Source organism: Slackia equolifaciens (assembly GCF_003725995.1).
Classification (GTDB): Bacteria; Actinomycetota; Coriobacteriia; order Coriobacteriales; family Eggerthellaceae; genus Slackia; species Slackia equolifaciens.
In genome coordinates this window covers 26,585-38,689 of sequence record NZ_QIBX01000023.1, presented here as the reverse complement: position 1 = coordinate 38,689, position 12,105 = coordinate 26,585, and the positions used below count along the sequence as shown (strand labels likewise).

The 12,105-nt window shown below is 59.6% G+C and carries 10 protein-coding genes and 1 tRNA gene; 7 read left to right on the top strand and 4 right to left on the bottom strand.

What is annotated here, in order from left to right; translation table 11 throughout:
• Positions 1–129 precede the first annotated feature (129 nt).
• The 4 genes from DMP06_RS10320 (at position 130) to DMP06_RS11495 (ending at position 4,547) form a co-directional block, all read left to right on the top strand.
• A complete protein-coding gene (locus DMP06_RS10320) occupies positions 130–1,302 on the top strand; it encodes an ATP-binding protein (protein ID WP_161957910.1) in 1,173 nt (390 codons plus the stop codon).
• A 1,010-nt stretch (positions 1,303–2,312) separates the two neighbouring features.
• Positions 2,313–2,705 (top strand): YraN family protein, encoded by a 393-nt coding sequence (locus tag DMP06_RS10310; RefSeq protein ID WP_123209651.1) that lies wholly within the window; start codon positions 2,313–2,315, stop codon positions 2,703–2,705.
• Between the two features lie 180 nt (positions 2,706–2,885).
• Positions 2,886–4,013, top strand: a complete 1,128-nt coding sequence (locus DMP06_RS10305; protein ID WP_123209650.1) for a DUF3800 domain-containing protein — start codon at positions 2,886–2,888, stop codon at positions 4,011–4,013.
• A 267-nt stretch (positions 4,014–4,280) separates the two neighbouring features.
• Complete coding sequence (locus DMP06_RS11495; protein ID WP_162558634.1) at positions 4,281–4,547, top strand: hypothetical protein; 267 nt, start codon at positions 4,281–4,283, stop codon at positions 4,545–4,547.
• Positions 4,548–4,749: 202 nt separating this feature from the next.
• Here the strand turns inward: DMP06_RS11495 and DMP06_RS10295 are convergent, their stop codons facing one another.
• From DMP06_RS10295 to DMP06_RS10285, 3 genes are all read right to left on the bottom strand, one after another.
• Complete coding sequence (locus DMP06_RS10295; protein WP_123209648.1) at positions 4,750–5,040, bottom strand: helix-turn-helix transcriptional regulator; 291 nt, start codon at positions 5,038–5,040, stop codon at positions 4,750–4,752.
• 164 nt (positions 5,041–5,204) lie between these two features.
• Positions 5,205–6,674 carry a ribosomal protection-like ABC-F family protein gene (gene abc-f / locus DMP06_RS10290; protein ID WP_123209647.1) on the bottom strand — a complete coding sequence of 490 codons (1,470 nt, stop codon included), beginning with the start codon at positions 6,672–6,674 and terminating at the stop codon, positions 5,205–5,207.
• Between the two features lie 262 nt (positions 6,675–6,936).
• On the bottom strand, positions 6,937–8,223 hold the full coding sequence (locus DMP06_RS10285; RefSeq protein ID WP_123209656.1) for an MFS transporter: 1,287 nt from the start codon (positions 8,221–8,223) through the stop codon (positions 6,937–6,939).
• A gap of 702 nt (positions 8,224–8,925) precedes the next feature.
• Between DMP06_RS10285 and DMP06_RS10280 the strand changes: the two genes are divergently transcribed.
• The 3 genes from DMP06_RS10280 to DMP06_RS10270 all read left to right on the top strand — a co-directional run bounded on the left by DMP06_RS10280 (position 8,926) and on the right by DMP06_RS10270 (position 10,731).
• Complete coding sequence (locus DMP06_RS10280) at positions 8,926–9,204, top strand: helix-turn-helix domain-containing protein (RefSeq protein WP_123209646.1); 279 nt, start codon at positions 8,926–8,928, stop codon at positions 9,202–9,204.
• A 13-nt stretch (positions 9,205–9,217) separates the two neighbouring features.
• Complete coding sequence (locus DMP06_RS10275) at positions 9,218–10,618, top strand: tyrosine-type recombinase/integrase (RefSeq protein ID WP_123209645.1); 1,401 nt, start codon at positions 9,218–9,220, stop codon at positions 10,616–10,618.
• A 39-nt stretch (positions 10,619–10,657) separates the two neighbouring features.
• Positions 10,658–10,731: transfer RNA gene (locus DMP06_RS10270), tRNA-Gly, on the top strand.
• A gap of 309 nt (positions 10,732–11,040) precedes the next feature.
• Here DMP06_RS10270 and DMP06_RS10265 read toward each other — a convergent pair.
• The gene (locus DMP06_RS10265) at positions 11,041–11,994 is read right to left on the bottom strand and encodes a CPBP family intramembrane glutamic endopeptidase (RefSeq protein ID WP_123209644.1); all 954 of its coding nucleotides are present in this window, start codon (positions 11,992–11,994) and stop codon (positions 11,041–11,043) included.
• Positions 11,995–12,105 lie beyond the last annotated feature (111 nt).

Below are 12,105 nucleotides of genomic sequence, written 5' to 3'. Positions count from 1 at the left end.
TCGTCAGCTGGGTGAGCACGTCTTCCATTGCAACCTCCATCTCTCCTGATGATGGAATTGTCGCAACCGGGGCCCCGTCGCGTGTACTGCGTGCAGGACACTTATCCAAAGTGGTCTAACACAACGCGCTTGAGGGACATTCTCTCAAGAAGCCGGAACAACGGAGACCAGGCCCTCCTCGAACTGCCCGACGACGAGATGCTGAGCGCGCTTCGCATGGTGGCGATGGTGGACGGCAGGAAGGTCCCCACGGTCACCGGAATCCTCCTCGCCGGGAAGCGCGAGGCCATCGCTCGGTGCGTGCCCACCTCAGGAGCCGCGTTCCAGGTCCTCGAGGGGACGGAGGTTCGGGTCAACCAGGACTTCGACCAACCCCTGCTCTACACAATCGAAAAGATGAGGGCGATGCTCGAGCCGTGGAACCCCGAGCGAGAATACGAAGAAGGGCTGTTCAGGCAGCCTGTGCCTGAATTCGACCACAGGGCGTTCAGGGAGGCGCTTGTGAACGCCTTTGGTCATAGGGATTACGCCTCCCTGGGCAGGGTGCGCGTCCTTGTCGACGACGAGGGGCTCACGATATCTAATCCTGGAGGATTCGTGGAAGGCGTCACCGTCGACAACCTACTGACCGTCGAGCCCCATGGGCGGAACGAGTGTCTGATGGGAGCCTTGAAGAGAATCGGGCTCGCGGAGAAAACAGGGCGCGGCGTCGACAGGATCTACGAGGGCTCCCTCTATTGCGGACGCCCGCTTCCGGACTACTCCGCTTCAACGTCTGCCAACGTCACGGTATTCATCGCAAGGAGCGCTCCCGACAAACTGTTCATGCGCATGATCAACGAAGAGCGCGAGAGGACGGGAAGGCCTCTTTCCCTCAGGTCGCTCCTCGTCTTGGACGCCCTGAAGCGGCAGAGGAGACTAACGCTCGCCGACCTGTGCTCCCAAATCCACGCAACCGACTCCGTGACGCGTTCAACCGTCGAAAACCTTGTCGAGGCGGGTCTCGTCGAAGGAGTGGGGAACGCCAGCGGTCGCGCTTACATGCTCAGCAGCAGGGTATACTCGCGATCCGGCAAGGACGCCGACTTCGTGCGCCAATCCGACATCGACAAGATCAGATACCCGGAACTCATAATGAAGCTTGCGAACCAGCAGGGCGGGACAATCAAGAGGCGCGATGTCGAGCAGCTTTTACACCTGCAGACGAAACAGGCTTACCGCGAGCTCTCGAAGCTCGTCGACGCCGGCGAGCTCGTATCTGTCGGGCGTGGGCCGGGAGCCCATTACGAGGTCTCCCGATAGGCCAATCTCCGGGACGGTATCAGGACAAGTCCCAATTAATCAGGACATGTCCTGATATTGTCCTGATTAATCTCTCCTCGTCGGCAATGCGGCCGATTAGGAATGCCTGTTCTGAAACCGCTCCACCGGCAGTCCAGTTCCGCAAGAGGCATTCCCGCTGACCATCCGCCAAACGGGAACATCGCCCGATGCGCGCCGTCCTCAGCAAACGAGCAGCACGCAAATCGATCCTCGCAACGTTCACGAAGTCGCAGACACGGCACCTTCCTCTCCTTGCTGAAATAGCTTACGTCAGCGTAAACGAACTCAGCATGTCCGGACGAAATCACGACTGCATTCCAGCCTTCATCGAGCCTCTTCGCTCGTCGAAACATCGCGTCTCCGTTTCCCGACCCCTCCTTCCGCCCCGCCCCGCACAGCCCCGTCGGGCGCCATACGGCCGCAAGGCTCTCCTCTGGCGCAAGGGTCGCGGAAAACCTTCCTCCTGCGTCGGAAGCTCGGGCCTCCGGTTTCCCCTTCCTCCCTTGCGCCCGGAAGCGCCTTGCGGGCTGTGATCGCCAACGGAGCTCGGCACAGGGCGGAGCCAGGAAAGCGAAGGAGGTCCCGGATGGGAAACAGGGCGATCATCACAACGCGCGAAAGGAAGATCGGGCTCTACCTGCACTGGAACGGCGGTCGCGACACCGTCGAGCCTCTGCTTCGGTACTGCGAGCTCCAAGGCTACCGCCCGCCCAGCTCCGACAGCTACGGGTGGGCCCGCATCTGCCAGGTCGTCGGCAACTTCTTCGGCGGCACGCTGTCGGTCGGCGTCGGCCCCTACACCGACGACGCGAGCATGGACCCCGGGGACAACGGCATCTACGTCATCGACGGCTGGCGCATCGCCGAGCGCCTCACGACGGAATACGACGAGCACTGGAAGCCCGCCGGCGTCCGAGACGTAGAGCCGTGCGAAGAGCAGCGCTCCTACGATTTCGACGAGATGCTGCGCGCCTTCGACGGAGGTCGAAATGAAGGGTCTGAAGGAACGCGCAATCAAGGCAACGAAGCTCTTCCTCGAGCGCCGCGGCTACGAGGTCGTCGAAACGGGCTGGGAATGCCCGGCGGGCGCGATCGACGTGGTGGCGATGGAGGACGATATCCTCGTGCTCGTTGAAGTGTCGGCGAGAACCGCCGACGAGGGCGGCTTCCCGGAGGGCAGCGGCCTCGAGGGGCGCGAGCGCCGCGAGACGGCCGCCATCGCGTACCTGGCGGAGCATGAGGACGTCGACCGTCCCGTCCGCTTCGACGACGTGAGCCTGGTGGTCTTCGGCGAGGGCAAGGCCTTCCTCCGCCACCACATCAACGCTCTCTCCGACGCGGTTCCCGTTGCCGGCAGCTCGCTTCCCTCGGAGGTCGCCTAAGACCTCCTGGCCCCTCCGAGGGGCGCCCCCGGCCTTCAGGCCGGGGGCTTCGACACCGCGGGGGTGAGTGGTCAGACCCTCCGGTCGGGATGCCGCGAATCTCGACCGCGCGCATTTTCCGCGTTGCTTCCCGGAAGGAGTGGTAACTTGCGTAGAGAGGCGAAACGGAAGGGGAAGCGGGTGGCGGAGCTTCGCGAAAACGCTGCGGGATTCTCGGAGGCGATGGCGGCCCTCGCCGGCGTCGAAATTTGCGAGGAGCCCTGGCGCATCTACTACGACGAAACGGAGAACTGCCGGTTCATCGCGTACAGAAACGGCGCGATAGCGGATGCGCGGACAGTGGAGAGGCCATTCATCCTCGGCGGAATCGCCATCCTCGGCGAGGGGGTCGAAGACGAGCTGTTGGCGCGCATCGAATCCTTCGCTCCCCGAAGCGGCGAGATGAAGGCGAGGACGGTGCTCGGCGGCAGCGGCGATTTCGCAAGGGTCCTTCGCAGGAGGGAAACCACGCGCTTCCTCGAGTCGATCGACCAGCCCGGGATCGCCGTCCACTACCACTCGCAGGACAACCTCTACTATGCAATCGTGGACATCGTTGACTCCATGATCGCCGGTTCGGGGCACGGGCATATGTTTGCTCTTCATAGGGAGCTGAAGAACGCCCTCTATCTATGCGCCAGAATCGATCCCGTCGGCTTTCTAGAGAATCTCGCCGCGTTCGGCTTCCCCAACGTGCCTCCGGGAGAGGTCCGTCCTTTCTGCGAATTCATAGAGAATTCCCTTTTCGATTTCCTGGAAACCCGCTCGGAATCTCTCTCCTTCGAAGATCGGTTTTTCATAGAAACGTTCCGCCAGATGGCGAGAGCGTCGTCGAGAAGCGAATCCCTCGCGCTCCTGAAGGACAACCCTCCCGACACCCTGGTGGAGGGATTCTCCGATCACTATCAGCAGGTCTGCCTCTTCTTCCCCAAGGCGTTCCACTGCTTCGACGACGAAACGCATGTTTCCATGGATATTGTCGACGGGGACAACTACGACTTCGTGGATTCAGAGTCGAACTTGTTCGTGCAGCTTTCGGACGTTTGGGTGGGGCTCCTGTCGCGCTGCTTCAGGTTCCTCGGTAAGTGGGCCGACGATCGAAATCCGGACGTCTTCGCCCATAACCCGATTGCGCTGGAGAATCTGAAAACCATCCGAAGGCTAATCGATAGGGCTGCCGACCTGCACCCCGCGCTCGTATCGTCGCTGGAGGCCGATTGCGTTCTCAGGAAAAGATTCGAAGCCTTCGACGCGTTGTGCGGGTCGTGAGATCCGTACGCTTTCGGAACAAAGCAAGAGGCCTATTCCGTGTACACAGTCCCCGGAATAGCTCTTGACCGCCCCGCCCGGCGCCGGTCCCGAAGCTCTCGGAGGAGGGCCGGGACGCGTCCCCTCCTTCGGAACGGAACGTCCCGGACCGGGGCGGCGGGAGCGCAGCCCGCCTGCGGCTCGGCTACGCTCCATGCGGGGGGATACCCCGCGCCCTCGGGCGTCGGCCCGCCCCCGATTCCGAGGTTCGAGGAGGCGAGCCGGAAGATGGAAAGGCATCCGAAGCAGCTTCACGTGCGCATGTCCGACCGGGAGATGGAGTCCGCCAAAGGTCTCGCCCGCGGACTCGGCATGACGGTCTCCGACCTCGTCCGAGTCCTCCTGCAGCTGCCTGCGGAGGAGGTGCGAGGCGGGGCGAGGCTCGTCGTGGTCGACCGCACGACGGCGGCGCGGTCGTACATCGCCCTTTCCCCCATGCGCTCCCCGAAGCGCATGAAGTCCTCGATCATCTTCTCGCCGGCGTCGTCGCCGTAGTCGCTCGCCATCACAGGCCCCTTCCGCATCGGCGGAAGGGATCGCCTCCCGCTTCCTCAAACAGATCGCTCGCCATGCCCGAGGCGTGGAGAGGACGGTGGGAAGGAAGCTGGCGCTGGAATGCAGGGCAGGGCGATGGGCGCCGAGAGGGCGGCGGGTCGAGCGGTATGCCTGGCGGCGCGGTCCATGCGGCACCTCCTCGCTAGAATCGGAAAGGGCCCGCATGGCTCGCCGGCCCGTAGTCCTCCGCCATCCTCCTGCGTGTTTCGGCCAGGTCGCTCGCCTGCTCCTTCGTGAGGAAGCAGGCGAGGCTCATGTCCATAACCGCGCAGAGGCGGACGAACTCGTCGACGTGCATAGAGCGCTGCCCGTTGAGGAAGTACCAGAGGCGCTTTCTGTCCACATTGATTCGGCGGGCGGGTTCGGCCACGCTGATGCCGCGGTCCTGTCGCGCCCGCTCTATCCTTGCGACTATGAGATTGGCCTGGTTCATCCGCTTCCCCGCTCTGAAAATTTCTTTCGTGTCTCGGAAAACTCGGATTGCCAATTCTTCCGAATTTCTGTGAACCTTATCAATTGACCTATGCATCGCGGAGAAAAAGGCCTGTTTCGAGGCCTTTTGTCTCCATTCTGGGAATATATCCTGCTCATTTAGGGTTATTCGCGCTGAAAGATTTTGACTAGCTTGGTGTCCTTTATTTCGTAAATAATGTCTGCGACGTTCTCGACCAGCCTCTTATCGTGGGAGACGAACACTATCGTTCCGGCATAGGCGCTCATCATCTGCTCGAGGGCTTCGGCGCTCTTGATGTCCAGGTAATTTCCAGGCTCGTCCATGAGCAAGATGTTGTATCTGCCCAGCAGCATCTTCGCGAGCAGCAGCTTGATGACTTCGCCTCCCGAGAGAGCGCCAACGTCCTTTGCCAGGTCACGCGGTCCGATTCCCATAGAGGCGAGGATGCTTCGGATTTCGGTCATGCTGTACTCGCAACCATCCTGCATGAACGAGATCGCAGACTGACGGGCGTCGAACTTGTAGCCTGTTTGCTCGAAGTAACCGATCTCTGCCTTGGGAGAGATGTTGATACCGTCGGCGCGTCGAGCGATTGCCTTCAGCAGGCTGGTCTTTCCTGTACCGTTGCCACCGGTGATGGCCACTTTGGCACCGAGCGGTATCTCGAATTTCGCGTGGTCATAGAGCACGCAGTTGCCGAAGCTCAAGCTGAAATCGTCTGCCGAGATGGGAAATTTACTATGCAGTTCCAGGGCCTTGCTCTGGCGGAACCGCACGGTGCGAATGCTGTCAGGGGCCTCAATCCCTTCGAGCGCTTCGAGGCGCTTCTCCATGTTCTTAGCCGCCTGGTACATCCTCTTCTGTTTGGTGCCGGTTGCTTTCTGATGTCCCAATCGACCTGCATTCTCGTTGCTTTTCTTTGCGCCCTTCTGCTTGGCGTCGACCTGCCGTGCTTTTTTCCGTTGTTTTTCGATGGCGGCTTCAAGGCGCTCGCGCTCGCGCATCGCCTCTTCGTATCGAGCCGCCTGAACTTTGCGTTCTTCTTCTTTCTGTCGCAGATAGTCGGAGTAGTCACCCCAGAATTCGGAAATACCGCCGTCTTTGAGCTCCCAGATCTTGTCCACTACCTGATCGAGAAAATAACGGTCATGGCTCACAATGAGCAGGGCTCCATCAAATGCCTTGAGTTGTCCGACGAGAAGGCTGATGCCGTCTTGGTCGAGGTGGCTCGTAGGCTCATCAGCAAAGATCGCGCTTGCATGCTGGGAGAGCGCAGAGGCAATCTTGGCGCGTGTCTCCTCTCCGCCGCTCATCGTCTCCTGCGCCACTCCGGCGACGTTGAGACGGGAGAGCATCTCACCACTGCCCTGAGCCGCATCAAGGTCGAGTTCATCGAGTTGGCCGATGAGGGCAATGCTGCCGAAACGCCTGACGTCGGCGTCCGCAATGGTAAGATTGCCGCTCAGAATTTTAAGCAGGCTGGTTTTGCCTGCGCCATTGTCTCCCACCAAGCCGATGCGATCGTAGGAGTAGATTTCCAACTCTTCGATATCTAGGATATCGCGGCCGGCATATTCCAAAAAGATGTCTTTAGCTTTGACTATGAGTTCCATAGGTTGAACCGCCTTTTGTGTATTAGCGTTTTACTGGAAACGCAGCCATGCCAAAAAAGATTGCTCACGTCGATTTTTCGCCTTTGCCCAATTGCCGGCGCGAGCGTTTTGACCTTGCGCAAGCCGGCAAATCCGAAAATGATAGTTGGCGACGAATAAGGAGCGCGATGTGGGATGTCAGTGCAATACCTCGTCGTCGCAAGGGCTTGAAGGCTGACGCTTGAACCGATGGCTGCTGCCTCTTTTTTTTCGAATACTTGGGCTATTGAATCTGCCCGGTATCTCTTTTCCCCGCGCTTCGGACGCTCGGAGCAAGCAGCATAGCCATCGCAAGCAGTACCATGGTCGCTCCAGAGCCGACGAACCATAACGGAGCTCCAAGCAGATCCGCAAAAACGGAGGGAGCTGCGAGGCCCATGGGCATGGCCCAAGCCATGATGGTTCCGTAGAGGCCGAAAACGCGGCCTAGGTACTCAGGAGGTATCTGCTCCTGCATAAGGGCAGTCTGGGTTCCCGCGTACAACGGGGAGCATGCGCCCATAAGAAAGCTCACCGGCAGGAAAGCAGCGAACAATGACGGGCCGAGCGATCCGGATACGATTGCGGCAATGCCGAAGCCGGCAATCGCGGCGACCATGGTGAACGACCTATTGCGGAACCCTCCCGTAACCGCCAAGATACCGGACCCAGCCAGCATGCCTGCAGAAAAAAGGATTTCCACCAAAGCGGCATCCCCCGTGCTACCGCCAAAATGCCCCAAGGTCATTATTGGGAACAATGCCGCGAGCGGAGAGAACGCGAAAGCGAAGACGAACCCGCACCAAAGAAGGGCGAACAGCCCCCTGTACCCCCTAATCAGCTTGTAGCCGTCCGAAATCTCAGAGAAGAGCTCTCGAACCTTATTGGAAAAGGACAAGCTGCGGTCGGCTTCGTCGAGGCCCCCTGCGTCTATCTGTGCGGCGAGGACGGCTAAAGAAGCGAAAAGCGCTCCCAGCACGTCGAGGACAATCATAGCGGTAATGCCCGCCACGGGATAAATCACTGCTGCAAGCGCGGCGCCAAGAATGTATCCGCCGGACTGAATCGCCTGAGTCACCCCCGATAGGCGAACGAGATGCTCCGGTGGGGCGAGATGGGGCGTGAGAGATTGGGAGGCTGGCGTGTAGAACGAAGTACCAACTGCACGGAGAAACAAGGCGATGAGAATTAGCCATGCAGGTAAGCTGCCGGCCAACGAGGCAATCGCCAAGGCGGCACCCACCGCGGCAATGAAGAGGTCGGCGCCGATGAGGACACGTTTCAAAGGCAGTCTGTCGACAACGGCGCCCGCAAGGATTCCGAACAAAGCAATCGGCAGAAAGCCTGCCAGCGATGCTAAGGAGAGGAGAGAAGACGACCCTGTCGTGAGGGCGAGATGCCAAATAAGACCCATCTGGAGAATCGAACTCGTCAATGTCGAAACGAGCTCCCCGCCCCATACGAAACAAAGCTTGAATTGCCATGAATGGCACAGCAGAGCAGACCTGCCCCGAGAGGTTTCAAATATCATGGTTATGTCCAATCGTGAAATGGCGTGCAGAAAAACAGCGCGACGCCACAACAGCGCCGCTTTCTAGGCGCTCATCCACGTGCGGAAAAGACCAACCACGACACCCCTCCTTTGTTAATTCGGTCTGGCAAACCATGTAATATTAACGAGGCTTGAGTTTGCCTGTCAAGAATCGACCATCGGTAAGCGCAGTCCTCTCTGGCCATTCGATTCCTTTTGTATCTATGGCTGCATTTACGTTATGTGGTTATTTATTTCGTTAGAATTCCCAAGCAAAACGCTTTTATGCACCATGTCTGTGCAAGCGAGAAAAGCCATTTCTAAACCTCGGTCTACGAAAATGTCGACTTGGCTTTTCATTGAGCCGATACTTCCAACACCGCTGAAAACGAACCAAACGCGTAGCTCTTGCATGTCCGCAACTCGCACCATCAAAGTATGCAAGCATCCTGATGAGCAGGATAGCCTCTGATCGTCTGTATCTCAATTCGGAACAAAAATCCTGAGAAAAGGGGTCTGCGGCGCCGAACGCGAACAATGTGTGTACGCTGTCGAGAAATGAGGCGCGCGCCGAGAAACCGGTGGTCCATACTCCACGCCGCACCCTGGCGCAACGGTGCAGATGGGCCGCCTGCAGGGTTGCGCCATGCTGGAAACGGGTCATCATCCCGATTGGGACCGAAACGAGAGAAGGAGAGCGAAATGAACGACATCCACGGCGAGGTCGGCATAGACGTGGAGCGACTGCGCGCCGCCGACCCGGACGGGCTCTACCTCTTCATGCTGGAGGACTACCCGTACATGATGACCTCCGCCCAGGTCGCGGAGTTCACCTGCGCCACCAGCCAGGAGGTGCGCCGCCTCCTCGCCCGCGGTGAGCTCAAGGGCTGCCGCGTCGGCAAGAAGTGGCTCGTGCCGAAGCTCGCCCTGCTGAACTACCTGTATAAGGACGAGGGCCGCGAGGGCCTGCAGTCCGCTTGACGAACGACAACCCATGCAGCTGCTTCACTGCGACAAACCATACAACCTCGACGAGGCGGCCGCGAGGCGCGGCACGCCGCGGCGAAAGCGCAAGGATTCGCGCACCACCGCCTACGAGCTCACCATCCGCATCCCCGAGGAGCACCGTCGTCATTTCGGCGGGAAGAAGAAACTCACCCGCGTGGTGTTCGCCCTCAACAAGAAGATCGACCTCAAAGGGCAGGTCCGCGCGTTCGAGGAGGAGAAGAACGCGGTCCTCGACCTCGCGCTCGAGGCACGGGGCGGGGGCTCGCTCGACGCCGCCGCCTGGGCAGCGATGCCCTTCGGGGAGTACGCGGAGCGGTATGTCGAGCGCCGAGTCGGGGTGATCTCCCCCGCGTCGACCGCCAACGAAAGGCGTTACCTGAAGTACGCCAAGGCGACGATAGGGTCGATTCCCCTGAAGGAGCTCGTCGCCGAGGACGTCGAGCGGTGCGTGCTCGCGGTGCCCCGCCTGTCCGAGGAGTGGGCGCTCGAGAAGAGGAGACGCGAGGAGGAGAACAGGGAGAGGCTGCGGCAGGAGGGGAGGCTCAAGAGGAGGGCCCCCTTCTCGCCCGTACGCGTCGCCGGGCCGGCGATGCAGTCCAAGGTGCTCAAGTTCGTGCGCGAGGTCCTCAACGATGCCGTCGATCGCGAGCACGTCGGGCGCAACGTCGCCAAGAAGCGCTTCCTCTCCAAGGGCTTCAGGAAGGGCAGACCTCTCATCGACCCGCTGATGGAGGACGAGGCAGAGGCGTTCCTCGAGGAGGCGTCGTCCCTCCCCCTCGACATGACCAAGGTGGCCGTGCTCATCCTGTTCTCCACGGGCATGCGCCCCGAGGAGATGCTCGCCCAGCGCGTCGGGACCTTCGTCCCCGCAGAGGAGGGGGAAGACGCGCAGATGCGGATCGTGGCGGCCCTGCGCGCGGGAAGGATAGAGAACTACACCAAGTCGGACAGCTCGATGCGCACGGTCCCGCTCGACAGGTACACGGCGTCGGTCGTGGAGGCGTGGATCGAGGAGAAGAGGCGCGCGCTCGACGAGATGGGGCTCGTCCTTAGGAGCTCGACGCCGCTTCTGGGCGAGACGGGCAACCCCTGGAGCTACAACTCGTTCAAGAAGAGATGGAACGCGTTCGTCCGGAAAGCGGGGTTCGCCGGCACGCGGCCCTACGCCCTCCGACACACGTTCGCGACCATCAACCTCGCCCGGGGCGAGAACATCAAGACGGTGTCGGCGCTTCTCGGGCACGCCGACGCGTCCTACACGCTCGACCTGTACGTCGGGTTCATCCCAGCCACCACGAGGGGGCTCGCGGACCGGTACGTCGGCAGGCTCGTCCCGGGACTCGTGAACGGCAGGGAAAAGCATGGACTTGAGGAGGATTTCCGGTGACAAAGCTGCGCGATACGCTATACTGTCATTCGCTTGATTGCGGGCGTGGTTCAATGGTAGAACTTGAGCTTCCCAAGCTTACAACGCGGGTTCGATTCCCGTCGCCCGCTCCAGACCTGACCGGGCATCATCGCTTCTCGATGGTGCCCGTTTTGCGTTTCAAAGGGGGTTAATTCTTCCAGTTTTTTCCAGTATACTTTCCAGTATCTGGTAGTTGTAATGTCTGACATTCAAGAAAGGGGCAGGTCAGAAGGGATTCATGAACCGCAGGAAGGCTTGCAGGGCAAAAGCTTCCCAAGCTTTCATTCGCGGGTTCGAGTCCCGTCACCCGCTCCATAGACATTCTGAAGCCCACACATATTGTGTGGGCTTCCTTATTTCAACGAGTATGGATCAATAAAAAATGACGCAGCGGGAACACCCTAAGCACGCTCCGCCTCTTGAAGCGGCTCATCTTTAAGCAGGAAAGCCAAACGACCGCCAATCACGAGCAATATCACGGATGCAACGAGCGTTATGGACAAATACGGAAACGCGGGCACCCATGACGGAACAAGGGAAACAAGCACGCCGGCGCCGTTCACGCACATGTGCAGGAGCACGCATATGCCTATATTCCGGTACTTGAGATACACGAGTCCGAGCACGATGCCGATTGCAAACGCATAGCACCCTTGAACGATGTTGCCATGAACAGCCCCGAATGCAAGAGCCTGCAGCACAACCGCGGCCCACACGTTTCCCGTCGCCCTCCATGCAAATGCAAAGCACAAACCGCGGAAAAGAAGCTCTTCTACAACGGGCGCAAGCACCACCGTTGCGGCAACGGTCAAAGGATCAAGGGCATTGAGCCCCATCAGTTTCATGGTGTCGGCGTATTCTTCCATCACCTGCGGAACGGCGGCGTACACCAGCATGAGTACCACACCTAGCAAAAGCTGGATTCCAATGCCCACCATGGCGATACCCGCTGCGCTTTTTACAGAACAACGAGCACGCTTGCCTTTGAAGTCGAGACCTTTCAGACCGTGCGACACCTTTATCCAGCAGGGAATCGCCACACCGATAGTAATGGCCTGAGCCACCGCAAGAACGAGCGGGAGATTAATGGACTTTGTCGCTGCCATGAGGGCATCGACATCTTCAGCCGACGACGACGCCGCTCCTAGCACCGACGCAACCGCTATAACCACAACCTGAATCGCCAAAAACACCACCGGCACAGCAATGGCAAGGCAAAACCACCCCACCCGCTTCAAAAGTGTGATAGCAATCCGGTCGGAACCCTTTTTCTTTGCGGGGGAGGTTTTCTCCGTCAGAGCGGAAGGCTCGTCCTGGAGAGCGAAAACCTCATTCTGGATATCTTTACGCTTCACGATGCACTCCTTTTTCGCTTACGAGGGGCACTGCAGGACCACAATCCTGCCATAGGCCCTCCGTACGAAAGGGCGCATGAGACGGCCTTTAAAATTAATCAAGAATTACTT

Excerpts from the sequence above, each read along its gene's own strand:
- DMP06_RS10285 (WP_123209656.1), bottom strand. The coding sequence starts at position 8,223 with ATGATATTTGAAACCTCTCGGGGCAGGTCTGCTCTGCTGTGCCATTCA.
- DMP06_RS10310 (WP_123209651.1), top strand. The coding sequence starts at position 2,313 with ATGAAGGGTCTGAAGGAACGCGCAATCAAGGCAACGAAGCTCTTCCTC.
- abc-f (WP_123209647.1), bottom strand. The coding sequence starts at position 6,674 with ATGGAACTCATAGTCAAAGCTAAAGACATCTTTTTGGAATATGCCGGC.
- DMP06_RS10280 (WP_123209646.1), top strand. The coding sequence starts at position 8,926 with ATGAACGACATCCACGGCGAGGTCGGCATAGACGTGGAGCGACTGCGC.
- DMP06_RS10275 (WP_123209645.1), top strand. The coding sequence starts at position 9,218 with ATGCAGCTGCTTCACTGCGACAAACCATACAACCTCGACGAGGCGGCC.
- DMP06_RS10295 (WP_123209648.1), bottom strand. The coding sequence starts at position 5,040 with ATGAACCAGGCCAATCTCATAGTCGCAAGGATAGAGCGGGCGCGACAG.
- DMP06_RS11495 (WP_162558634.1), top strand. The coding sequence starts at position 4,281 with ATGGAAAGGCATCCGAAGCAGCTTCACGTGCGCATGTCCGACCGGGAG.